General features: G+C 70.5%; 17 protein-coding genes. 5 read left to right on the forward strand and 12 right to left on the reverse strand.

Annotation, left to right across the window (positions count from 1 at the left end):
* Positions 1-49: 49 nt before the first annotated feature.
* The gene (gene eno, locus J5X75_RS11680) at positions 50-1,333 is read right to left on the reverse strand and encodes a phosphopyruvate hydratase (RefSeq protein ID WP_208467365.1); all 1,284 of its coding nucleotides are present in this window, start codon (positions 1,331-1,333) and stop codon (positions 50-52) included.
* Positions 1,334-1,506: 173 nt separating this feature from the next.
* Between eno and J5X75_RS11685 the strand changes: the two genes are divergently transcribed.
* Positions 1,507-2,181: a PilZ domain-containing protein gene (locus J5X75_RS11685; RefSeq protein WP_208467366.1), complete on the forward strand. Its 675-nt coding sequence runs from the start codon at positions 1,507-1,509 to the stop codon at positions 2,179-2,181.
* A gap of 144 nt (positions 2,182-2,325) precedes the next feature.
* Complete coding sequence (locus J5X75_RS11690) at positions 2,326-3,021, forward strand: hypothetical protein (RefSeq protein WP_208467367.1); 696 nt, start codon at positions 2,326-2,328, stop codon at positions 3,019-3,021.
* Positions 3,022-3,033: 12 nt separating this feature from the next.
* Here the strand turns inward: J5X75_RS11690 and J5X75_RS11695 are convergent, their stop codons facing one another.
* Genes J5X75_RS11695 through mfd form a run of 4 tightly spaced genes read right to left on the reverse strand, consistent with a single transcriptional unit; the run spans position 3,034 to position 10,126 of the window.
* A complete protein-coding gene (locus tag J5X75_RS11695; RefSeq protein ID WP_208467368.1) occupies positions 3,034-4,650 on the reverse strand; it encodes a DUF885 domain-containing protein in 1,617 nt (538 codons plus the stop codon).
* 10 nt (positions 4,651-4,660) lie between these two features.
* Positions 4,661-5,620, reverse strand: coding sequence for a nucleoside triphosphate pyrophosphohydrolase (locus tag J5X75_RS11700; protein WP_208467369.1), 960 nt, complete (start codon positions 5,618-5,620; stop codon positions 4,661-4,663).
* A complete protein-coding gene (locus J5X75_RS11705) occupies positions 5,617-6,447 on the reverse strand; it encodes a hypothetical protein (protein WP_208467370.1) in 831 nt (276 codons plus the stop codon). The genes J5X75_RS11700 and J5X75_RS11705 overlap by 4 nt, the downstream gene beginning before the upstream one ends.
* Before the next feature lie 55 nt (positions 6,448-6,502).
* Complete coding sequence (mfd, locus tag J5X75_RS11710; RefSeq protein WP_208467371.1) at positions 6,503-10,126, reverse strand: transcription-repair coupling factor; 3,624 nt, start codon at positions 10,124-10,126, stop codon at positions 6,503-6,505.
* Positions 10,127-10,377: 251 nt separating this feature from the next.
* Between mfd and ppc the strand changes: the two genes are divergently transcribed.
* Entirely contained in the window at positions 10,378-13,176 is a 2,799-nt protein-coding gene (gene ppc / locus J5X75_RS11715) for a phosphoenolpyruvate carboxylase (protein ID WP_208467372.1), read from the forward strand.
* A 185-nt stretch (positions 13,177-13,361) separates the two neighbouring features.
* Here the strand turns inward: ppc and J5X75_RS11720 are convergent, their stop codons facing one another.
* Together J5X75_RS11720 and J5X75_RS11725 are read right to left on the reverse strand one after the other, a co-directional pair.
* The gene (locus J5X75_RS11720; protein ID WP_208467373.1) at positions 13,362-14,543 is read right to left on the reverse strand and encodes a hypothetical protein; all 1,182 of its coding nucleotides are present in this window, start codon (positions 14,541-14,543) and stop codon (positions 13,362-13,364) included.
* The gene (locus J5X75_RS11725) at positions 14,540-15,037 is read right to left on the reverse strand and encodes a DUF4365 domain-containing protein (protein WP_307798029.1); all 498 of its coding nucleotides are present in this window, start codon (positions 15,035-15,037) and stop codon (positions 14,540-14,542) included. The genes J5X75_RS11720 and J5X75_RS11725 overlap by 4 nt, the downstream gene beginning before the upstream one ends.
* A 46-nt stretch (positions 15,038-15,083) precedes the next feature.
* Here J5X75_RS11725 and J5X75_RS11730 point away from each other — a divergent pair, with 46 nt between their 5' ends.
* A complete protein-coding gene (locus J5X75_RS11730) occupies positions 15,084-16,328 on the forward strand; it encodes an IS256 family transposase (protein ID WP_208467374.1) in 1,245 nt (414 codons plus the stop codon).
* 246 nt (positions 16,329-16,574) lie between these two features.
* Here the strand turns inward: J5X75_RS11730 and J5X75_RS11735 are convergent, their stop codons facing one another.
* The 5 genes from J5X75_RS11735 to J5X75_RS11755 form a co-directional block, all read right to left on the reverse strand.
* Positions 16,575-17,285 carry an ABC transporter permease gene (locus J5X75_RS11735; RefSeq protein ID WP_208467375.1) on the reverse strand — a complete coding sequence of 237 codons (711 nt, stop codon included), beginning with the start codon at positions 17,283-17,285 and terminating at the stop codon, positions 16,575-16,577.
* A complete protein-coding gene (locus tag J5X75_RS11740) occupies positions 17,285-18,238 on the reverse strand; it encodes an ABC transporter ATP-binding protein (protein ID WP_208467376.1) in 954 nt (317 codons plus the stop codon). The genes J5X75_RS11735 and J5X75_RS11740 overlap by 1 nt, the downstream gene beginning before the upstream one ends.
* Entirely contained in the window at positions 18,235-19,098 is an 864-nt protein-coding gene (locus J5X75_RS11745) for an ABC transporter permease (RefSeq protein WP_208467377.1), read from the reverse strand. Before J5X75_RS11745 ends, J5X75_RS11740 begins: the two co-directional genes overlap by 4 nt.
* Complete coding sequence (locus J5X75_RS11750; protein ID WP_208467378.1) at positions 19,091-20,005, reverse strand: ABC transporter ATP-binding protein; 915 nt, start codon at positions 20,003-20,005, stop codon at positions 19,091-19,093. The genes J5X75_RS11745 and J5X75_RS11750 overlap by 8 nt, the downstream gene beginning before the upstream one ends.
* Before the next feature lie 79 nt (positions 20,006-20,084).
* Complete coding sequence (locus J5X75_RS11755) at positions 20,085-21,242, reverse strand: glycosyl hydrolase (RefSeq protein ID WP_307798030.1); 1,158 nt, start codon at positions 21,240-21,242, stop codon at positions 20,085-20,087.
* Positions 21,243-21,411: 169 nt separating this feature from the next.
* Here J5X75_RS11755 and cysC point away from each other — a divergent pair, with 169 nt between their 5' ends.
* Entirely contained in the window at positions 21,412-22,932 is a 1,521-nt protein-coding gene (cysC, locus tag J5X75_RS11760; RefSeq protein ID WP_208467379.1) for an adenylyl-sulfate kinase, read from the forward strand.
* Positions 22,933-22,948: the final 16 nt, after the last annotated feature.

A 22,948-nucleotide genomic window follows, 5' to 3' on the forward strand; every position in this document is an offset into this window, starting at 1 on the left:
ATGTCTCCGAGGGCGGGTGCCACAAACCCGATGATCCGACGCCGGAGGGTCAGCCGACGCGGTAACGCGGGAACGCGCCCGCACCGGCGTACCGGGCGGCGCTCTCCAGCTGCTCCTCGATGCGCAGGAGCTGGTTGTACTTCGCGACCCGGTCGGACCGGGCCGGGGCGCCGGTCTTGATCTGGCCGGAGCCGACCGCGACGGCCAGATCGGCGATGGTGACGTCCTCGGTCTCGCCGGACCGGTGCGACATCATCGTCTTGAAGCCGGCCCGGTGGGCCAGGTCGACGGCGTCCAGCGTCTCGGTGAGCGAGCCGATCTGGTTCACCTTGACCAGCAGGGCGTTGGCGGCGTTCTCGGCGATGCCGCGGGCCAGGCGCTGCGGGTTGGTGACGAACAGGTCGTCGCCGACGATCTGGATCTTGCTACCGAGCTCGGCGGTCATCGCGCTCCAGCCGGCCCAGTCGTCCTCGCCCAGCGGGTCCTCGATGGAGACGATCGGGAAGTCGGCGACGAGCTTCGCGTAGTACGCGATCATCTCCTCGGTCGACTTCGGGGCGCCCTCGAAGACGTACGCACCGTCCTTGTGGAACTCGGTCGCCGCGACGTCCATGGCCAGGACGATGTCGCTGCCCAGCGTGTAACCGGCGGCCTGCACGGCCTCGGCGATCAGCTCCAGGGCCGCGACGTTCGCCGACAGGCTCGGCGCGAAGCCGCCCTCGTCGCCGAGGCCGGTGGAGAGGCCCTTCTTCTTCAGCACCGACTTGAGCGCGTGGTAGACCTCGGCGCCGCTGCGGACGGCCTCGCGGAAGGTCGGCGCGCCGATCGGGGCGATCATGAACTCCTGCACGTCGACGTTGGAGTCGGCGTGCGCGCCACCGTTCAGGATGTTCATCATCGGAACCGGCAGCAGCGACGCGTTCGGCCCACCGAGGTAGCGGAACAGCGGCAGCTCGGCCGAGGCGGCGGCGGCCTTCGCCACGGCGAGGGAGACGCCGAGGATCGCGTTGGCACCGAGCGAGGACTTGGTGTCCGTGCCGTCGATGTCGATCATCTTCTGGTCGATCAGGCGCTGGTCGGAGGCCTCGTAACCGACGAGCTCCTCGACGATCTGCTCCTCGATGTTGTTGACCGCCTTCTCGACACCCTTGCCGAGGTAGCGACCCTTGTCGCCGTCACGCAGCTCGAGCGCCTCGAAGGCGCCGGTGGACGCACCGGACGGTACCGCGGCGCGGCCGACCGAGCCGTCGTCCAGGCCGACCTCGACCTCGACGGTCGGGTTGCCCCGGGAATCGAGGATCTCGCGGGCGACGATTGCTTCAATGGTGGCCATTGGTCGTGTCGCTCCCTAACGTTTGTACGAATACACAGTTTCGGTCCGCGACCCTGCGGGCCGACCACACCGGAGAGCGTATCGAGTCGGGCAATGTCTTGTTCGCGGGGCCGGTCAACTCGTCGCCCGCTATGCCTCAAACCCGGGGCCGAGCTGCCGAATCCTTGGGCACTATGACCAGTAGCCTGTTTCCCGCCGACGGGTCACACGTCGAGATGGACCTCGGGGGCCGGACCCTCCCGGAAGTCCGGGTGGTCCGGGTCACCGACGCCACCGTGACCCTGTCCCTCGCCCGCGCCGACGTCCCGCTGACGACCGGCTCCCCGGTGACCGTCCGCTGGCCGGCGGGTCCCCGTGGCCGGTTCGTCCAGCACGGGACCGTGGTGCGGCTCGACGAGAACCGGATCGACGTCACCCTGCCCGGCGAACCGGAGATCGAACAGCTGCGGCACTACGTACGCGGCGGCGGAGGCGAGAGCATCGTGCTGGCACGCGCCGACGAACCGCAGGTCACCGGCCGGGTGCACGACATCAGCGAGCGGTCGGTGCGGGCCCACTTCAGCGACGTGGACCTGCGGCCGGGCGACCATATGGTGCTCCGTGTGCAGCTGGGCCACGAGGTGGTCCAGTTCCCGGCCACCGCGCTGCGGGTGAGCTCGCTGCGGCAGCAGGTCCCGGTGCGCGGCCCGGTCATGGTCGAGATGGTGGCGATCTTCGACCGGAACGAGCAGCAGGCCAAGATCATTCGCCGGTACGTCTTCCGGCTCCAGGCCATGGCCCGCCGCGAGGCCGCGGCCGCCGAGGCGATGGCGGACGACGTGATGGCCGAGGCCGTCAGCCTCCGATGATTACCGGATATCGGACGGGAAATACCGATTCTCAATAGGGGTCTTCCGGCCCGTGAATTGTCCGTCCATTGGCCCTCTATTCATCGACGGTCGCCACGGGATACTCGATTGCGCGGGGTGGCACGGGTACGTAAGGGTGGTCACGTGCCCGCCACCCCGCGCCGCATCCGCGCCGGCTCCGCGCTCGCCGGTCCCCTGCTCCTCCTCGGCCTTCTCGGCGCCTCCGGCTGCACCGGGATCGAACCGTCCGGCGCCGCCGGTGCCGCCGGAACCGACCTGGTCAGCGAGGTCGCCGACCGGCTGGCCGACGCGGGCGGCCAGAGCTGGACGGCCACCTACCGGCTGGCCGGCGGCGCGACCGGCCGGATCACCCGATCGCAGCGGCCGGCCCGGGTCGCCTACGCGTTTCCGTCCGGCAATCTGATCCGGACTCCGGACGCCCTCACCCATTGCGTCACCACCGGCGCGGAGACCGTGTGCACCGCCACCGACCCGCACGGCGCCCCCGACGAACTGCCGGCCACCGCCGGTCTGGTCACCCCGGACACGGTTCTCGCGCTGTTGAACGCGGCGGCGATCGACCCGGACCTGGCGGTCCAGACGCGGGAGACCACGATCGCCGAGCGGACCGCCTCCTGTCTGCGCCTGGGTGGCGTCGATCATGTGCCGGCTCCCGACTTCGACGTCTGTGTGACGGTCGAGGGCGCCATCGCCGGTTTCACCGGGACGGTCGCCGGCACCCCGGTCGAGATGGTGCTGACCGACTACCAGGCCCGGGCCGCCGACCACGACTTCGCCATGCCGCCGGGCGCCCGGTTCGTCGACCGCCGGACCGACTGACCACCGGAAAGCTCAGACACCGAGCAGCGCGCGCAGGTGGCGGGGCGGTGGGGAGCCGTGCGCCAGCATGGCGTCGTGCCACGCCTTCGGGGTGGCGCCGAACGGCCGGGCCGCCGCGATCGCCGCGACCTCGGTGTAGCCGACGAAGTAGGTGGACAGCTGCGTCGAGGTGAGCAGCGCCCGCCGCCACTTGCCGGCCGCCTCGCCCTCCTCCTGGAAGCCGCGCCCGGTCATCAGCTCCATGGCCTCGGACTCGGGCAGCCCCTCGCAGTGCGTGAGCTGGTCGACGATCGCGTTGAGGCTCATCCGCAACTGCATCTTGAGCTGCTGCAACCGGACCGGCAGGCCACCGAAGCCGAGGCCGGTCATCAACTCCTCCGCATAGACCGCCCAGCCCTCGACGAACGGGCCGGACCAGCCGAGCGAGCGCACCCGGGTGGCCGCCCGGAACCGCCGTGAGTGGGCGATCTGCAGGAAGTGGCCGGGCATCGCCTCATGGACGGTGAGGTTGCGCAGCATCTCGTCGTTGTACTCCCGGTAGAAGCTGGCGATCCGCTCAGCGGGCCAGTCGGCCGGGGCCGGGGCGATGCAGTAGAAGGTGGGGACGTCGGCCGTCTCCAGTGGACCGGGCGGGTCGCAATAGGCCACCGCGACACCCCGGGCGAACTCCGGCATCTCCTCGATGACGCACGGATCGTCCACCAGCGACACGATGTCGTGCGCCCGGACGAACTCGGTCGCCTCCCCCATCGTCACCTTGGCCAGCCCGACGATGGTGGTGTTGTCCGGGTGCCGCTCGGCGATCGAGCCGAGCGCCCGCCGGACCGTCTCGTCGGTGGCCGGGCCACCGGCCAGCTCGGCGGAGGCCTCCCGCAGCGCCTCGCCGACCCGGTCCAGATTCTCCCGGGCGCGGGCGAGCACCTCGGCGGCCGACAGCTCGGTGTCGAGAGTGTGCCAGAGCCGGGCCTCCCACAGGCGCCGGCCGAGCCGTGGGTCGCGGCCGGGATCGCCGCCCTCCAGCCGGGCACGCAGCCAGCCGTCGAACTCGCCGAGAGCGGCCAGCGCGGCCTCGGCCACCGGCTCCACGGTCGAGCGCAGGCCCGGCTCCCGGGCCAGCAGGGCGGGGATCTCGGCACGGATCAGCCCGGCCGTGCCGGCGAACTGGCCGACCGCGGTCTCGGCGTGGACGCGGGGCACGTCACGCAGCACGGCACGAGCCGTGGCCAGGGCGTCGGGAATCGCGCCGAGCCGGCCGGCCAGGCTGGTCAGACGCTCGCCGAGCGGCGCGAACGGGCGGGCGATCAGCCCGTGCAGCAGCGGCCCGGGATTGTGCTCCAACGGATTCCACTCGTGCTCGCGGATCTCGGTGAGCTCGAACAGCGCCCGCTCCACCTGGGCGGTCAGGATCGCGTGGTCGACCTGGTCCTCCGGATCGAGACCGTCGGGATCGACGCCGCTGAGCGCGTCACCGGCGTCACGCAGCATGGCGACCCGGCCGGACACGGCGGCGTCGGAGTGGTCGGGCAGGCGGTCGTCGAAACGGTGGTCGCCCGCGTAGGACGCGGTGGCGGGATCGCTCTCCAGCAGGGCGTCGACGATCCGCTCGGCGAGCGGTACGAACTCCGGCATGCCGTGAAACCTACTCGGAGGGACCGACATTTTCCGCCGCACGCACCGCCTCTGCGAAAGTCAGCGTGGCGGCCCGCAGTTCGGCCTCGGCGTCCAGGCCCGCGGCCCGGGCCTCGGCGACCACCCGCAGCAGCAGACCACCGAGGTCCTCGCCGGCCGGCAGCGGCACCTCGAGACCGGCCCGTTCGGCCCGGTGCAGGATCTTCGCGGCCAGGGCGAGCGCCGGCTGGCTCATGGCGATCCCGTCCAGCACCGAGTCCCGCGTCTTCTCCTCGCGCTTGATCCGCTCCCAGTTGGCGGTGATCTCCTCGATGTCCTCGATCCGCTCACCGGCGAAGACGTGCGGATTGCGCCGGATCATCTTCTCCACCAGGCCGCCGGCCACGTCGTCGATGCTCCACCGGTCGCTCTCGTCGCGCTCCTCGGCGAGCCGGGCGTGCAGCACCACCTGGAGAAGCACGTCGCCGAGCTCCTCACGGGCCGCGTCCGGGTCGTCGCCGACGATCGCGTCGTACGCCTCGTACGCCTCCTCCAGCAGGTAGGGGGCGAGCGTCTGGTGGGTCTGCGCCCGTTTCCACGGGTCGCCGCCGGGTGACACCAGCCGGTCCATCACGGCGACGGCGTCCAGCAGCCGGGCGCCGGGCGGGTCCCACGAGCCGTACATCAGCTCCAGCTCGGCGAGGCCCGGCTCGCGGGCCAGGCGCAGCCCGAGCTGCCGGGCGAAGTCCTGGTCGCCGTGCGGCCCGGCGAGCCAGACGGCGGCCGGCTGCCCGGCGATCGCGTCGAGCAGCCCCTGCGCGTCGGTCGGAAGGACTGTGACCGGCACACCGGTCACCCGCAGGGCCGCGGCCTGGTCACTGTCCGCGGCGGCGAAGACGGGGTACGCCCGGACGGCGTCCCACGCCTCCGCGGTCAGCAGCCCGGCCGGCAGCCGGGGTGAGGTGACCAGCAGGATGATCCGGGTGCTCAAGGGAGGTCGGCCACCGGTACGGACTGCTGCTCGACGCCCAGGTCGGTGCCGAGAAGCTGGAGCGGATAGTTCTCACCCTGGATCTCCAGCACGCTCACGTCGAGCGGCTGGTAGCGCGGGTTGACCTTGACGTTCAGCTCGTCGGCGACGGCATCGACCTGCTCACGGACCTTCGCGGCGGCGGCCACCACCTTCCGGTTCTGCTCGGACTGGAGGGACAGCCAGGTGGTGAAGTCCTGACCGGGCTCGACGCCGCCACTGGCGGCCAGGCTGTTGTAGACCTGGCGCATGTCCGCGTCAGTCGGCGGGGTCTCCGACAGGAACGACTGGATGAGGAGGCTCTGCATGTACAGGTTGTCGATGTAGAGCTTGGTGTACGCCGCGTCGGCGGGCAGCTTGCGCTGGGCGGCCTCCTCCGCGTACGGCACCTGGGCGGGCAGCGTGACCGAGCGCTCGGCGGCGACCTGTTCGTACAGCTCCCGGGCGACCAGCTGGTCCACGACGTCGCCCCGGTCGATCGGCACCTGCGCCGGCGACGGGGTGACCGCCGGCGCGGGGTCCACGTCCTGCCCGGCGCTACGGCGCGCCTCCTCGTTCATGCGCTGCGCCTGGTTGGCCTCCTCGGCCTCGGCCTGGGCCTCGGCTTCGGCCTGGGCGACGAAGTCGGGGTACGACTCGTCCCAGATCCGCTGGACCTCCCGCTCGGACACCTGGCCGGCGTCGCCGAGATAGGCGGCCACGCTCGATTCCGAGTCGCAGGCGGAGAGGCCGCCCACGGCCAGGGACGCGGCGACAACGGTGGAGGCGAGTCGGCGAGCACGCAGCATGGTCAACACTCTCTCACGCCGATTGTGATCTTCATCGCCCCGCCCCGCATCGATTTCATCGATTCCCCGCCACCGGCGCGGCAGCCGGGACATCGCCGAGCACGTCCTTGAGCAACTGGGCACACCACTCCAGCAGAGCCTGGTCGCGCAGCGGCTCGCCACCGACCCGGCGGGTGCTGGGCCGCGGGACGCTGACCTGGTCGGCGCCGGTCTTGTAGACGGCGTCCGGGTGGTAGCGCTTGAGCCGCAACTGCTTCGAGTCCGGCAGGGCCAGCGGCGAGAAGCGGATGTGCCTGCCCTGCATGGACACGTCGGTGAGCCCGTACGCCCGGGCCAGCAACCGGAACCGGGCGACCGCGATGAGGTTCGCGACCTGGGCCGGCGGTTCGCCGTACCGGTCGGTCATCTCGGCGACGACCTCGGAGAGCCGCGCCTCGTCGCGGGACTCGGCCAGCTTGCGGTACATCTCCAGGCGCAGGCGCTCGACCGAGATGTACTCGGTGGGCAGGTGCGCGTCCACCGGCAGGTCGATCTTGACCTCCGGTTCCTCCTCCGGCCGCTCGCCCTTGAACTGGGCGACCGCCTCACCGACCATCCGCACGTACAGGTCGAAGCCGACGCCCTCGATGTGGCCGGACTGCTCGCCGCCGAGCAGGTTGCCGGCGCCGCGGATCTCCAGGTCCTTCATCGCCACGTACATGCCGGCGCCGAGTTCGGTGTGCTGGGCGATGGTGGCCAGCCGCTCGTGGGCGTGCTCGGTGAGCGGCTTCTCCCGGGGGTAGAGGAAGTAGGCGTACGCCCGTTCCCGGCCCCGGCCGACCCGGCCGCGGATCTGGTGCAGCTGGGCGAGACCGAGCAGGTCGGCGCGCTCCAGGATGAGGGTGTTGGCGTTCGGGATGTCGATGCCGGACTCGACGATGGTGGTGCAGACCAGGACGTCGAACTCCTTCTCCCAGAACCCGACCATGACCTTCTCGAGCTGCTCCTCGCTCATCTGGCCGTGCGCCACCGCGACCCGGGCCTCGGGCACCAGCTCGCGCAGCTTGCGCGCCGCCCGGTCGATCGACTCGACCCGGTTGTGCAGGTAGAAGACCTGGCCGTCGCGGAGCAGCTCACGGTGGATGGCGGCGGCGACCTGCTTCTCGTCGTAGGCGCCGACGTAGGTGAGGACCGGGTGGCGTTCCTCCGGCGGGGTGGCGATGGTGGACATCTCCCGGATGCCGGTGATCGCCATCTCCAGGGTCCGCGGGATCGGGGTGGCCGACATGGTGAGTACGTCCACCGACGCGCGCAGGGCCTTGAGCTGCTCCTTGTGCTCGACGCCGAAGCGCTGCTCCTCGTCCACGATGATCAGGCCGAGGTTCTTGAACCGGGTCGACTTGGAGAGCAGCCGGTGCGTGCCGATGACGATGTCGGCGGTGCCGGCGGCGGCCTGCTCCAGGGTGAGGGTGGCCTCCTTCGGCGTCTGGAACCGGGACAGCTGCTTGATCGCCACCGGGAACTGGCTCATCCGCTCGGTGAACGTGTTGTAGTGCTGCTGGGCGAGCAGGGTCGTCGGCACCAGCACGGCCACCTGCTTGCCGTCCTGCACCGCCTTGAACGCCGCCCGTACCGCGATCTCGGTCTTGCCGTAACCGACGTCGCCGCAGATCAGCCGGTCCATCGGGACCTGCAACTCCATGTCGTGCTTGACCTCGACGATGGCGGCCATCTGGTCGGGCGTCTCGGTGTACGGGAACGCGTCCTCCAGCTCGCGCTGCCACGGGGTGTCCGGCCCGAAGGCGTGGCCCTGCGAGGCCTGGCGTGCCGCGTACAGCTGGATGAGCTGCGCGGCGATCTCCTTGACCGCCTTCTTGGCCCGCGCCTTGCTCTTCTGCCAGTCGGCGCCGCCCATCTTGTGCAGGCTGGGCTGCTCCCCGCCGACGTAGCGGGAGAGCTGGTCGAGCTGGTCGGTGGGCACGTAGAGACGGTCGCCGGGCTGGCCGCGCTTGGACGCCGCGTACTCGATGACCAGGTACTCCCGGTCGGCGCCGTTGACGGTCCGCTGGACCAGCTCGATGTAGCGGCCGATGCCGTGCTGCTCGTGCACCACGAAGTCGCCGGTCTTGAGCTCCAGCGGGTCGATGGTGTTGCGCCGCCGGGCCGGCATCTTGCGCATGTCCTTCGTGGACGCGCCGCGGCCGCCGGAGATGTCGTTGCCGGTGATCACCGCGAGCCGGGACGCCTCGTCGACGAAACCGTGGTTCAGGCCGCCGCAGGTGATCAGCAGCTGCCCGTCGGCGATGGGCGCGGCGATCGAGTCGACCGGAGTGACGCCGAGACCGGCGTCGCGCAGCAGCTCGGCGGCCCGCTGAGCGGTGCCCTTGCCCTCGAAGACCAGCGCGACGGCCCAGCCCTGAGCGACCCAGCCGGACAGGTCGGAGGCGAGCCGCGCGGTGTCGCCGTGGTAGAGCGGGACCGGCTGGGCGGCCAGCGCGACGGCGTCCCCGAGGTCCGGGCTCACCTCGACCGGGGCGGCGTCCTCCCAGGGCAGGGCCTCCGCCGTCGACTCGGCCGTGGCGAGGCCGAACGGCGAGACGGTCCACCACGGCTGCTTGAGAACGGCCGCGTGTGCCCGTACATCCGCAAGGCTCTTGAAAGCGACGGCGCCGACGTCGATCGGTGCCTGGCCGCCGACGGCGGCCGCCGCCCAGGACGCTTCGAGAAATTCGTCGGAGGTACGGGTGAGGTCGTGCGCCCGGGTACGGATTCGCTCCGGGTCGCACAGCAGCACGTGCGTGCCGGCCGGCATGCAGTCGACCAGCAGCTCCATGCTGTCGGTGCCGCGCAGCAGGGCCGGCGCCAGCGACTCCATGCCCTCGACCGGGATGCCCTCGGCCAGCTTGTCGAGGATCTCGGCCAGCTCCGGATGCTGGGCGGACAGCTCCCGGGCGCGCTCGCGCACCGCCGGGGTCAGCAGCAGCTCCCGGCAGGGCGGCGCCCACAGTCGCGGCACCTGGTCGATGGTGCGCTGGTCGGCGACCGCGAAGGTGCGGATCTCCTCCACCTCGTCGCCCCAGAACTCGACCCGGGACGGGTGCTCGTCGGTGGGCGGGAAGACGTCCAGGATGCCGCCACGGACCGCGAACTCGCCGCGCTTGGTGACCAGGTCGACCCGGGCGTACGCCATGCCGGACAGCCGCCGCGCGACCTCCTCCAGCTCCGCCGCGCCGCCGCCGGCCAGCTCCACCGGCTCCAGGTCGCCGAGGCCCTTGAGCTGTGGCTGGAGCACCGACCGGACCGGGGCCACGACGACCCGCAGCGGCGTGTCTCCGGGGTGGGCGAGCCGCCGCAGCACGGCGAGCCGGCGGCCGACCGTGTCGGAGCGCGGCGACAGGCGCTCGTGCGGCAGCGTCTCCCAGGACGGGTAGACGGCGATCAGGGCCGGGTCGATCAGGCAGCCCAGGGCGTCGGCCAGGTCGTCGGCCTCGCGCGAGGTGGCGGTCACCGCGAGGACCGGCCGCTGCGCGCCGCCGACGTCGGCGGCGCCCGCCACCGCCGCCACCACGAACGGCCGGAGCGAGACCGGCGCGGTCAGGTCCAGTGAGTCGGAGTCGACGAAGCCCTTGGCCGCCAGGTCACGCGCGCGGGCCAGACCGCGGTCGCGCATGGCGGCGGGAATCAGACCGGAGAGTTGCATGAAAGAAGACCCCCTGAGGGCACGACGAACGACCCCGGTCCGGAAAGCGCGGGCGGGGGTGCGTCCCTCAGCTTAGTCCGACCGGCGTCACCGGGGCCTCGCCCGCAGCTCAGTGGTACCCACCTGCGCACGGTCCGGCGCCGGGCCATGAGACTCTTGACTCAATTCACCCCCGGACCGGGGTACGCCGATAACATCGGCGAAGTCGGGACAGCGCCGTCCTGGAGCCATCCGAGCGAAGGAGCGCCCCGATGACAGAGCAGCCTGCCCAACTCGACGAACGAGAGGGATCCGACGCCGCGCTACGTGCCGACATCCGCCGGATCGGCACGCTGCTCGGCCAGACGCTGGCCCGCCAGGAAGGGCGGCCACTGCTGGATCTGGTCGAGGAGATCCGCGCCCTGGTGCGGCAGGACGCCCCGGCCGCCGCCGAACGCCTCGCGGCGATGGACATCACCACCGGCACGAAGCTGGCCCGGGCCTTCTCCACCTACTTCCACCTGGCCAACATCACCGAGCAGGTGCACCGGTCCCGGGACCTGCGCCGCCGCCGCGCGCAGAACGGCGGCTGGCTGGACCAGGCGGCCAAGCGGATCGCCGAGAAGGGCGTCCCGGCCGACGAGATCGCCGCCGCGGCCCGCCGCCTCGCGATCCGCCCGGTCTTCACCGCCCACCCCACCGAGGCCTCCCGCCGGTCGATCCTGTCGAAGCTGCGCCAGGTCGCCGACTCCCTGGACGCCGAGTCGGCCGCCGCCGCGCTGTTCGGCGACACCGACACCAGCACCTCCACCAAGCGTTTCGCCGAGCTGATCGACCTGCTCTGGCAGACCGACGAGCTGCGCCTGGACCGGCCGGACCCGACCGACGAGGCCCGCAACGCCGTCTACTACCTCAAGGACCTGTACGCGGACGCCGCCCCGCAGGTGCTCGACGACCTGGCCGACACGCTGCGCCGCCTCGGCGTGGAGACCGCGCCCACCTCGCGGCCGCTCACCTTCGGCTCGTGGATCGGCGGCGACCGGGACGGCAACCCGTTCGTCACCCCGGCGGTCACCCGCGACGTGCTGCTCATCCAGCACGAGCACGGCATCCAGGCCACCGAGAAGGCGATGGACAAGCTGATCGACGAGCTGTCCGTGTCCCGGCGGCTGCGCGGCGTCTCCCTCGACCTGTCCGCCAGCCTGGCCCAGGACCTGGACAACCTGCCCGAGGTGGCGCCGCGGTTCCGCCGGGTCAACGCCGAGGAGCCGTACCGTCTGAAGGTCCGGGCGATCAAGGCGAAGCTGGCCAACACCCGGGCCCGGCTGATCAACGGCACCCCGCACGTGCCCGGCCGCGACTACCTGGGCAGCGGCGAGCTCATCTCCGACCTGGAGCTGATGCGTGCCTCGCTGGCCCGCAACTCCGGGCAGCTGCCGGCCGTCGGCGTGGTCGCCACCGCGATCCGCAAGGCGTCCGCGTTCGGCATGCAGCTGGCCGTCCTCGACGTCCGCGAACACGCCGAGAAGCACCACGAGGTGCTCCAGCAGATGTACGCGCAGGTCGGCGAGGTCGACGACTACGCCGCTCTGGACCGGGCCCAGCGCACCAAGCTGCTCGCCACCGAGCTGACCGGACGGCGGCCGCTCTCCAGCGCCGACACGCCGCTCACCGAGTCGGCCCGCAAGACCTTCGACGTGTTCCACACGATCCGGGAGTCGCAGGCGCGCTTCGGTGACGAGGTCGTCGAGTCGTACATCATCTCGATGACCCTCGGCGTCGACGACGTGCTGGCCGCCGCCCTGCTGGCCCGCGAGGCCGGCCTCGTCGACATCCACACCGGGCGGGCCCAGATCGGCATCGTGCCGCTGCTGGAGACCCCGGCCGAACTGGACGCCGGCGGCGACCTGCTGGACGAGATGCTCTCCGCCCCGGCGTACCGGGAGATCGTCCGCGCCCGCGGCGACATCCAGGAGGTCATGCTCGGGTACTCGGACTCCAACAAGGAGGCCGGCATCACCACCAGCCAGTGGCGCATCCACAAGGCGCAGCGGGCGCTGCGTGACGTGGCGGCCCGGCACGGTGTGCGGCTGCGCCTCTTCCACGGCCGCGGTGGCACCGTCGGCCGGGGTGGCGGCCCCACCCACGAGGCGATCCTGGCCCAGCCGTACGGCACCCTGGACGGCGCGATCAAGGTGACCGAGCAGGGCGAGGTCATCTCCGACAAGTACACGCTCCCGTCACTCGCCCGGGAGAACCTGGAACTGACCGTCGCGGCCGTGCTCCAGGCCACCCTGCTGCACACCACGCTGTCGGTCGACCCGGAACGCCTCATCGTGTGGGACTCGGTCATGGACACCGCGTCGGACGCGGCGTTCACCCGGTACCGCTCGCTCGTCGAGGACCCGGACCTGGCCGCCTACTTCTGGGCCGCCACCCCGACCGAGCTGCTCGGCGCGCTGAACATCGGCTCCCGCCCGGCCAAGCGTCCCAACGCGGACGCCGGCCTGAGCGGCCTGCGGGCCATCCCGTGGGTGTTCGGCTGGACCCAGACCCGGCAGATCGTTCCCGGCTGGTTCGGTGTCGGCACCGGCCTGGCCGCGGTCCGCGCCGCCGGCCTCGGCGCCGAACTCGACGCCATGCACGAGCACTGGCAGTTCTTCCGTACGTTCCTGTCGAACGTCGAGATGATGCTGGCCAAGACCGACCTGTCGATCGCCCGCCGCTACGTGGAGACCCTGGTCCCCGAGGAGCTGCACCCGATCTTCACGAAGATCGAGCAGGAGTACGCCCTGACCGTCCAGGAGGTCCTGGCGATCACCGGCGGCACCGAGATCCTCTCCTCCCAGCCGGAACTCTCCCGCACCCTGGGCGTCCGCGACACCTACCTGGAGCCGCTGCACCACCTCCAGGTCGCCCTGCTCCGCCAGTACCGCGACCTGGGCGACGCGGGCCGCCAGATGCCGACCGCCCCGGGCGCCCGCCGCGGCCCGTCCGACTCGACGGCCCTGGAACGCGCCCTGCTCACCACGGTCAACGGCATCGCCGCCGGCATGCGCAACACCGGCTGACCCTTCCGTATGACGCGAAGCGGGCGGGGGCCAGGGGGGGGCCCCCCCCCCCCGGGCGGTCGGAGCGCCGCCCCCCCCCACCGGGGCTCCCCCGCCCTTCGCCGCCCACGGGGCGGCGACTTTCCGGCCCCCGCCCGCCAGCGGTCATATCGCCGTCCCACTCCCACAGGACTTGTGGCACCGGATCACCCGTACTCATCACGATCGATCGCGAGTTGGAACGCTGACGGGTTCATCAGATGTAGACGGGTTCCCCGTCGCACCAGGTCTCCGCGGACAGCAACCGACCGCATCTCCTGATGTGCCAGCGTGGCTTGGGCATAGTCCCCTTCGCCGAGCGTCATCCACACACGGCGCAGCCGGTCTTCACCCTCTACCGCCCCGGCGATGCTGATCTCGCCTGGCCCCGCTCCCTCTCGGTGCAACCGGACGACATTGCCGACGACCAGGACTCCCTCATCCGCGATCCTCTCGCGCAACTCCTGAGCCGCTGATGCCAACACCGGCAGGTGGTCACGCCGGAAACGGATCGGTTCGAATGCACGGGCGCGCAACGGGCGCGCAACCGCGAGCCGCATGCTCAACTCGAAGGGAAAGCCGGTCTCCCCACCCAAACCCACCAGAGCCTCGCAGAGATTGGCGCTCACGCCACGGGAAACCGCATCGGTGAAGACATCGAGACCATCGGGCGAGACCAGAGCATCATTCGCCGCGTCGTTCGCGGCCCGCACGGCGTCGTAGAGCTGCAATGAGACCCGACGTTCGAACGGCTCCGCAGGTTCGAGCGCATCTGCGACATCGTCGTCGAACAGCGACGGTTGTCCGGAAAGCCGCGGCGGAATCGGCGTGTGCACCGACAGCACGAAACTGCCCTCAGCCGGCGCGCCGATCGCGACCTCCCGTAGGAACCTCAACACTTCCGTCGGCTTCCGGGCCGGTTGCACCGCACGCGGCTGCTCCGCGCCAACCGAATACGCGGCGGCCACGACCAGATTCCGCAGGCTTTCATAAGCCTGCACCCCGTCATCGAGGCCGATGAGCCCCGGGCCGTGATCCGCGGGAAACATCCGAATTGAATGCACATCCCTCGACACATCAGTGATGTCCGCCAGTACCTCCAATTCCGAGCGCTCCTCGGCCACCGCAAGCACGGACAACAGGTCCCGGACTCGGGACGGATAATCCCGCAGAGCCAGGTCGTGCGGTTGCAGCACCTCGAACTCGTCAGCACCGATCGTTTTGATCCAGACGATCCCGCCCCTGCCTCGATCACGAATCGCCCAGGCATTGGCCCGGAGATACATCGCCAACTCGGAGGGCGACCTGGCGGCCAGTGCGTCACGGTCGGTGACTCGGGCCTGAATCATTGCGCCGCCCCTTCCAGGTCGCCGTCCAGCAAATGCCGAAGAGTCGTCACGGTCAACAGGTTCCGCAATGGAACCTCGACCACCACGCTGCCCGGCTGCCCTTCACCCATGGGACGAAGATCCTGGTCCGCCAGCGAAAGCCAGTATGCGGCGGTCGAGAGCGTCATGTGCGCATCCGTGCAGACCGCGTACTCGGCGGCATCAGCCGGCACCGAGACCAAGGCAAGGAAGCGGGGAATCTGAAAACCCGGGCCTGCCAGGTGGTTGAAGTGCGGGACCAGCAGCCGATGGCGAATCCTGCCATCCCTGACCTCGATCTCAGCCGAGGTCTTCACCTGAACCTCGATCTTGGGCGAGCGGGTCGTCCCGCGCGGGCCAGGGCATGCGATCTGCCAGTCGACACCGTCGATGTCCAGGTTCATCTTGGAAGTGGTGAGGTCACGTCCACCGAAGTGGTGTATGAACTGGACTTCCAGGACGAAAGAGGCGGCCACCGCAGATCCTTCGGATTGATTGAAGATCACGAAGGAGAGACCTGCGATGGCCGCAGAACCGAGTTTGGACCTTGCCGGGTTGCTGGGCGCGCATTTGGAATCGGCGAGCCCTGATCTGCTGCAGTCCCTGGTCAAGACGTTCGCCGACGCGTTGATGTCCGCCGAGGCTGATGCTCTGTGTGGTGCCGGCTACGGCGAACGCACGCCTGAGCGGACCAACTCGCGTAACGGCTATCGGCAGCGCGAGTGGGATACCCGGGCCGGCACGATCGAGCTGGCGGTCCCGAAGCTGCGGTCCGGTTCGTATTTCCCGGACTGGCTGCTGCAGCACCGGCGCCGGGCCGAGCAGGCCCTGGTCAGTGTGGTGGCCACCAGCTACCTGCTCGGGGTGTCGACCCGGCGGATGGAACGCCTGGTGGAGCAACTCGGCGTCAAACAGCTGTCTAAGAGCCAGGTCTCGGAGATGGCCCGGCACCTCGATGCCCAGGTCGAGGCGTTTCGCAACCGGCCCCTCGACCAAGGCCCGTACACGTTTGTGTGGACCGACGCCCTGGTCATCAAGGTCCGCGAACACGGCCGCACGGTCAACGTGCACGCCCTGGTCGCGGTCGGCGTCAACGCCGACGGCGGCCGTGAGGTCCTCGGCCTTGACGTCGCCAGTGACGAGGACGGTGCCGGCTGGCTGGCCTTCCTGCGCGGCTTGACCGCCCGCGGCCTGTCCGGCGTCCGGCTCGTGATCTCCGATGCCCACCGCGGCCTCGTCAGCGCGATCGGCGCCGCGCTGCCCGGCGCGCAGTGGCAGAGATGTCGCACTCACTACCTGCGAAACCTTCTCTCACGCGTCCCGAAGAGCGCGCAGCCGTGGGTGGCCACCCTGGTCCGCACGATCTTCGACCAACCCGACGCCGTCGCGGTCAGCCAGCAGTTCGACCGCGTCTTGGACAGCATCACCGAGAAGTTCCCGGCCGCTGCCGAACACCTCGACGACGCCCGCGCCGACCTGCTGGCCTTCACCGCGTTCCCCCGCGAGCTGTGGCGCCAGATCTGGTCGAACAACCCGCAGGAACGGCTGAACAAGGAGATCCGCCGCCGCACCGACGTCGTCGGGATCTTCCCGAACCGGGCCGCGATCATCCGCCTCGTCGGCGCGGTCCTGGCCGAACAGACCGACGAATGGGTCGAAGGCCGCCGCTACATGGGCCTCGAAATCCTCGCCAAAGCACGCCTGACCAGTATCAACACCGACGGACACGACACCGGAATCATCGAAACGACCGCAATCGCCGCATAAGATCAACACACACGGATCAGCGCTGGCCGCCTCTTACACCACGCCAGCGGACGCGACCAGTGGTGAAGCCACCCGCACACGCCAGTGCATGAATGAACCCCTCACCGTGCAACCCTTGGTGAACGTTCTTGTTCAACGCATCCCGCCCTGAGGATCCCCGACCGTCCAGCAACAGACTAGTTGTCTTGCGCCAACTACGGGAAGGGCCTTCCCCGAACGGGGAAGGCCCTTCGTCGTGGGCGTTGGTCAGCTGGTTTCGCCGGCCAGGCTGAAGGAGCCGAGGCGGTTGATGGCGAAGACGGTGCCGGCGATCGTGAAGATCGCGCTCATCACGATGGCCGTGGTGAGGGTGACCGGGGTCTGCATCATGCCGTTCGGGGCGATCTCGTCGGTGATGGCGATGACGTACTGGCCGATGGCCAGGTTCTTGGTGCCGCTCACGAAGTTTCCGAGCAGGCCCTCCCAGACCAGGATGTAGACCAGGCCGACCAGCACCGGGCGGCGGCTGATCAGGCTGAACAGCAGGAACAGGGCGGAGTAGGCGAAGGCGCCGACGGTCGCGGCGACGGCCAGGGCGCCACCGAGCTTCGCCGAGCCGGCCAGGACGCCGGTGACGAACAGGGGTACGGCCGAGACCACCGTGGTGACCGAGGCGGCCACGGCGTACTTCGCGAGGATGATGTCGCGGCGGGCCAGCGGCTTGGTGAGGATGTGCACGATGGTGCCGTCGTCGACCTCGGAGCCGAGGACGCCGGTGCCGACGATCAGGGCGACGACCGGCAGCACCACGGCGAGACCCAGCGCGACGATCACCGCCTGGCCCCACATGTCGGGCGACACGTCGTACATCCGGCAGAGCAGGGCCAGACCGACCAGCAGGATCGGCAGCGGCAGGAGCAGCAGCGCCCGGCGGCGGCCGAACAGGCCGCGCGCGGTGATGAAAGCGACCGTGGACATCAGCCCTCCAGCAGGTAGGAGAAGACGCTCTCCAGGGACTCGTCGGACGGCACCAGCTGGTGCAGGCGGATCCCCTGGTCGAGTGCGATGCGGGGCAGCACGCGGGTGAAGCTGCCGTAGTCGGAGGCGCGAACGGTCAAGCCGGTGGCCTCGATCTCGATGCCGGCGACCGACTTCTCGGCCATCAGCGCGACGGCCAGCCGGCGGTCGTCGGAGCTGCGCACGGCGAAGACGTGCGGCCGGTTGGTCATCAGCCGGCGGATCTTGCGGTAGTCGCCGGAGGCGGCGAGCCGGCCCGCCACGATGACCTGGACCAGGCCGGCGACCTGCTCGACCTCCTCCAGGATGTGCGAGCTGAACAGGATGGTGTGGCCGCGGTCGCCGAGCGCGTGCAGCAGTTCCATCATGTGCATCCGCTGGCGCGGGTCCATGCCGTTGAACGGCTCGTCCAGCAGCAGGACGCGGGGCTCGTGGACCAGTGCGGCGGCGACCCGGGTGCGCTGCCGCATGCCCTTGGAGAACGTCTCGATGCGGCGTTCGGCGGCGCCGGTCATCTCGACCAGTTCCAGGGCCCGCTGGGCGGCGCCCTCCGGGTCCTTGAGCTTCTGCATCTTCGCGCAGGCGGTCACGAACTGGCGGGCGGTCAGGAAGCCGTGCACCGCCTCGCGCTCGGTGACCAGGCCGAGGTCGCGGTAGACGGCCGGGTTGCGCCAGGTGGGCTTGCCGTCGATGGTCACCAGGCCCCGGGAGGGGGCGAGGAAGCCGGCCATCATGTGCAGCACGGTGGTCTTGCCGGCGCCGTTGGGCCCGAGCAGGCCGGTGACGCCGGGGCTCAGCGACATGGTGATGTCGTTGACCGCCACCACGTTGCCGTACCAGCGGGAGACGTTGACCAGATCGACCACGCCGGTGGTGGCGGCGGGTGTCTCGGCCGGGATGGTCTGGGCGGTCACAGCGAGGCCACCTTCCGGTAGCGGGCCAGCAGGAGCAGGAGGCAGGAGGCGATCAGGCAGAACGCCTCGATGGCGTAGACCGGGCCGAACCGGCCGAGGTCGAGGCCGGTGCCCTCGGCGCCGCTGACCCACTGGTTGATGCCGGCGATCAGCGTCATCGGGCTGGCCAGTCCGGCCAGGCTGTTGGCGGTGGTGGAGGGCAGGGAGGCGAGGACGCCGACGATCGGGGCGGTCATCAGGAAGACCGCGACGATGCCGCCGGCCGCGAACGCCTGCTTGCCGGTGAGGGAGGCGATCAGCAGGCCGATGCCGGCGAACATCAGCGCCCACAGCAGGCTGTAGCCCCAGCCGGGGACCAGGTCGAGGACCTCGTTCCACACGCCCTTGAAGCCGGTCTTGGTGGTGAACGCGGCGCCGAGGAACATGATGAACTGCGGCACGCCGAGCAGCAGCCAGATGGCGCTGGCCAGGGCGGCGTACTTCGCGGCCACGTAGTCGGCGGCGCGCAGCGGCCGGCTGAAGTAGAGCGGCAGGGTGCCGGACCGCAGATCACGGGAGACCAGCTGCGGCGCCACGATCGCCACGAAGAAGATGATCAGGAAGCTCATCTGGTCGGCGAACTGGCTGTAGGTGAAGATCACCTCGCCGATGGTGGACCGGACCGCGGCCACGATCACCGCGACCAGCAGCATGATGCCGAAGACGAGCCAGGGGAAGATCTTCGCCTTGGCGGAGCGGCCCAGCCCGTACGCCGCGCGCAGCCCGTGCACGTAGAGCGCCTGCTGCATGGCGAAGCGGCCCAGACGGGGTCCGTCGTACCGCTGGTATCCGATGTCATGGATGACGCCGGCCTCAGACATCGGCGGTCTCCTTCGTGGTGAAGAGCTCGGCGACACGGTGCCGGCGCTGGTCGAGGCGGTGCAGGTTGAGGTCGAGGTCGGTGACGGCCCGCAGGATGCGGTCGTACGCGGTCTCCGACTCCATCGGCACGAGGAGCATCCGGCCGTCCCGGCTGACCTCCATGCCCATCTCGGCGAGCGCGGCGGCGAGTTCGTCGGTGCCGTCGGCGACCTCGACCGCGAGCACGTCGGAGGCGGCGGTCATCGACGAGATCCGGTCGGCGCGCAGCAGCCGGCCGCCCTCGATGGCGATGAGCGAGTCGCAGATCCGTTCGACCTCGCCGAGCAGGTGGGAGCAGACCACCACGGAGATGCCGAACTCGGTGCCGATCCGCTGGACCAGGGCGAGCATGGCGTCGCGGCCGGCCGGGTCGAGGCCGTTGGTGGGCTCGTCGAGCAGCAGCAGGTCCGGGTCGTGCACGAGCGCCTGGGCCAGCTTGACCCGCTGCTTCATGCCGGTGGAGTACCCGCCGATCTGCCGGTACCGCTCCTCGTAGAGGCCGACGTGCCGGAGCGCCTCGGAGGCGCGCTCCCGGGCGGCGGTCTTCGGCAGCCCGCTCATGCGGCCCAGGTGGGTGACGAACTCGGCGGCCGACACGTCGGGCGGCAGGCAGTCGTTCTCCGGCATGTAGCCGACACGGGCGCGGACCTGATCGGTCTGCGTGACGGGGTCGAGATCGAAGACCCGGACGGTGCCGCCGGAGGGCGGCACCAGCCCCAGCATGATTTTGATGAAGGTGCTCTTGCCGGCGCCGTTGGCGCCGACGAGCCCGATGACGCCGGCATCGACCGCGACGGTGAGGTCCGCGAGGGCGGTCACCCCGCCGCCGTACGTCTTGGTCAGCCCGTCCGTAACGATGATGGTCACGGGGTCAGCCTATGAAGGCGGCGCACCTCGATGGATCGGGAAAACCCCTGAGCCCCTCTCCGGGTCTCTCAGCCGGCTCTCAGTTTACTGACACCTGGAACACCGGAAGCCGGCCGAGACGACGGTATTCGCGCAGCGCCGCCGGGGTGCTGTCCACCGACGAGTCCTGGCCCTTGTGGTTGGCCGGGGTCTCGAAGTGCACCATCGCCTTGATGCCGGGGAAGCGGCCGATCTGCTCTCCCACCTCGCGATAGAACTCGGCCATGTGGCCCGGGTTGCGCTCGGAGAACCAGACGCCCCACTCGGCCACCATCAGCGGCTTGTCCGGGTGGCGCCCGCGGACCCAGTTGTAGAAGCCGGGCCAGCCGGGTTTGCTCGCCGAACGGCGGTTGAGCAGCTCGGCGAAGTCGCCGTGGCCGTAGCCGGGGTCGCTGTAGGAGTAGGTGTCGAAGCCGATCCAGTCGACCACCTCGTCGCCGGGGTACATGTGCTGGAACCAGCTCTTGGTGGTGTGCGGGACGTAGGCCATGTGCACCAGAACGGTCACCACGTTGGTGGCGCCCTTGGCCCGCAGCCGCTTCACCACGTGCCGGAACATGGCGGCGTAGTCACGGGCCGTGTAGCCGGAGCCGACCCGTTCGCGTACCTGGTCCTCGGCCTCGTGGTGGATCGCGAAGAAGAACCGCTCCCGGAAGTTCTCCCGCAGGTGCGCGGCGAGGCGGTCCAGGAAGTCGTCGGTACGCCGGTCCCCGCGCGCGATCCGCGCCCAGGTGGTGGTCTCCGGCTTCCAGTTGAGCAGCAGGATCCGCTTGCGCCCCGGCTCACGGGCGATCCGGATCTCCTGCTCGGTCGGGAACAGCTGCCGGGTGCCCTTGTGGTAGCCGTGGAAGACCGCCTGATGCCGCCCGGTCTTGCGCTCGAACTCGGTGAGCGCCCGCAGGCCCTGTGCCTCGGTGTGTGCCCCCGGCGCCACGCCCCACAGGATCCCGCAGGTCGGCACCAGCCTGGCCCCGGTACGGCACGTCCGGTCCGGCCCCGACTCGAAGCGGTGCCCCACCGGCACGAGGCGGGACGGCCCGGGCAGGTCCGGCAGGGCGGAGACCGGCGGCCGGTACGACGGGATGCCGAGCCGGTCGGCGCCACCGGTCCACGCCCAGGAGAGCGTCGCGGTCACTGACATCGTGAAGGCCGTGGTCAGTGCGGCGAGGTGCAGTAGTCGGGATCGGGTCTGTCTCACAAAGGCCGAGTATCAGACGATCAAGCATGTTTGTCCAGTAAAAAGCGGTTTTGCACTGAGATTGCTATATGTGGCATTCGTACCGAGTGAGGGAAGACCGAGATCCCGACTCGACCGGTGGGATCGAGGCTGCGAAACTGTCCCCCAAATACCTGCAGGGGGATTCGAAGTGAATGGTTCGGTACTGCCCGAGGACGTGCTCCGGGACGCTCCCTCCTTCACCCCGCGCCCCTACGAGCTGGCGGACCTCGAGTTGCTGCTCTCCGGCGCCTACGCGCCGCTGACCGGTTTCCTGGGCCGCGCCGACCTGGCCTCGCTGGCCCGCCGCGGCCGGCTGGCCGACGGCGCGTCCTGGCCGGTGCCGGTGACCTGCGAGATTCCCGGCGAGGTGGCGTCGGCACTGGACCCGGCCGATCCGGCCCGGCGGACCCTGGTGCTGACCGACCCGGAGGGTGCCCCGGTCGCCGCCATCGAGGTGACCGACATGTGGCGGACCGGGGAGAACCGGTTCGGCATCGGCGGTCCGGTGCGCCGGATGGGTGACGGCGGCCACGGCCCGTTCCAGCGGCTGCGGCGCATGCCGGAGGAGGTCCGGGCGCTGCTCCCACCGGGCCGGGTGCTCGGGGTGATCGCCGACCGGCCGCTGCACCGGCCGCAGCTCGCCCAGATCGCGCACGCCGCCCGCACCCTGGCCGCTCATCTCCTGATCCTGATCCCGGTGAGCGGGCCGGGCCCGGACGGCCTGCCGCCGGAGGCGCTGGTGCGCTCGATCTTCGCGGCCCGTGACCGGATGCCCCCGGCCACCGTGGTCGCGGTTCCGCTGCTCACCCGGGGCGACGAGATGCGCGACGCGCTGCTGCGGGCGCGGGTGGCCCGGGCGTACGGGGTGACGCACGTCCTGTCGACCGGTGACTCGCTGTCCGGCGCGGGTCTGCGGGTCCTGCTGCCGCGTGAGCTGGCCTACGACAACCGGGACGGCCAGTGGCGCTGGCGCGACGACATCCCGCCGCGCAACCGGCGCCTGGCGATGTCCCCGGCCGAGATCGACGACCTGCTGGACCGCGGTTTCCCGCTGCCCGAATGGCACACCCCGCCGGCCGTCGCCAAGGAGCTGTCCCGGGTGCGGCCGCCGCGCCGGCAACGCGGTCTGGTGGTCTTCTTCACCGGCCTGTCCGGCTCCGGCAAGTCGACCATCGCCCGGAACCTGGCCGACGCGCTCCGGGAGACCGGCGACCGGACCGTGACGCTGCTCGACGGCGACGTGGTTCGCCGTGAGCTGACCGCCGGGCTGGGCTTCAGCAAGGCCGACCGGGACCGCAACGTCCGCCGGATCGGCTGGGTCGCCGCCGAGGTGGGCCGGCACCGGGGCATGGCGGTGGCCTGCCCGATCGCACCCTACGAGGCGGCCCGGGCGGCGGCCCGGAAGATGGCGGTGGAGGCCGGGGCCGGGTTCATCCTGGTGCACGTGGCCACGCCGCTGGAGGTGTGCGAGAGCCGGGACCGCAAGGGCCTGTACGCGCGGGCCCGCGCCGGCCAGCTGCGCGGGATGACCGGGATCGACGACCCGTACGAGGAGCCGACCGACGCCGAACTGACCGTCGACACCACCACGATGACCGTCGCCGAGGCGGTCGAGATGGTCCTCGGTTACCTGGTCGAGAGCGGTTGGGTGGAGCCGAAACTCTCGTAGCCATCACTCACGGCGG

Source organism: Actinoplanes flavus, assembly GCF_017592555.1.
Lineage (GTDB): Bacteria > Actinomycetota > Actinomycetes > Mycobacteriales > Micromonosporaceae > Actinoplanes > Actinoplanes flavus.

What these genes read in the sequence shown, in the direction of transcription:
- J5X75_RS11735 (WP_208467375.1), bottom strand. Translation starts at nt 17,285, where the DNA reads ATGTCCACGGTCGCTTTCATCACCGCGCGCGGCCTGTTCGGCCGCCGC.
- J5X75_RS11705 (WP_208467370.1), bottom strand. Translation starts at nt 6,447, where the DNA reads ATGCTGCGTGCTCGCCGACTCGCCTCCACCGTTGTCGCCGCGTCCCTG.
- eno (WP_208467365.1), bottom strand. Translation starts at nt 1,333, where the DNA reads ATGGCCACCATTGAAGCAATCGTCGCCCGCGAGATCCTCGATTCCCGG.
- J5X75_RS11730 (WP_208467374.1), top strand. Translation starts at nt 15,084, where the DNA reads ATGGCCGCAGAACCGAGTTTGGACCTTGCCGGGTTGCTGGGCGCGCAT.
- J5X75_RS11720 (WP_208467373.1), bottom strand. Translation starts at nt 14,543, where the DNA reads ATGATTCAGGCCCGAGTCACCGACCGTGACGCACTGGCCGCCAGGTCG.
- J5X75_RS11685 (WP_208467366.1), top strand. Translation starts at nt 1,507, where the DNA reads ATGACCAGTAGCCTGTTTCCCGCCGACGGGTCACACGTCGAGATGGAC.
- J5X75_RS11695 (WP_208467368.1), bottom strand. Translation starts at nt 4,650, where the DNA reads ATGCCGGAGTTCGTACCGCTCGCCGAGCGGATCGTCGACGCCCTGCTG.
- mfd (WP_208467371.1), bottom strand. Translation starts at nt 10,126, where the DNA reads ATGCAACTCTCCGGTCTGATTCCCGCCGCCATGCGCGACCGCGGTCTG.
- J5X75_RS11745 (WP_208467377.1), bottom strand. Translation starts at nt 19,098, where the DNA reads ATGTCTGAGGCCGGCGTCATCCATGACATCGGATACCAGCGGTACGAC.
- ppc (WP_208467372.1), top strand. Translation starts at nt 10,378, where the DNA reads ATGACAGAGCAGCCTGCCCAACTCGACGAACGAGAGGGATCCGACGCC.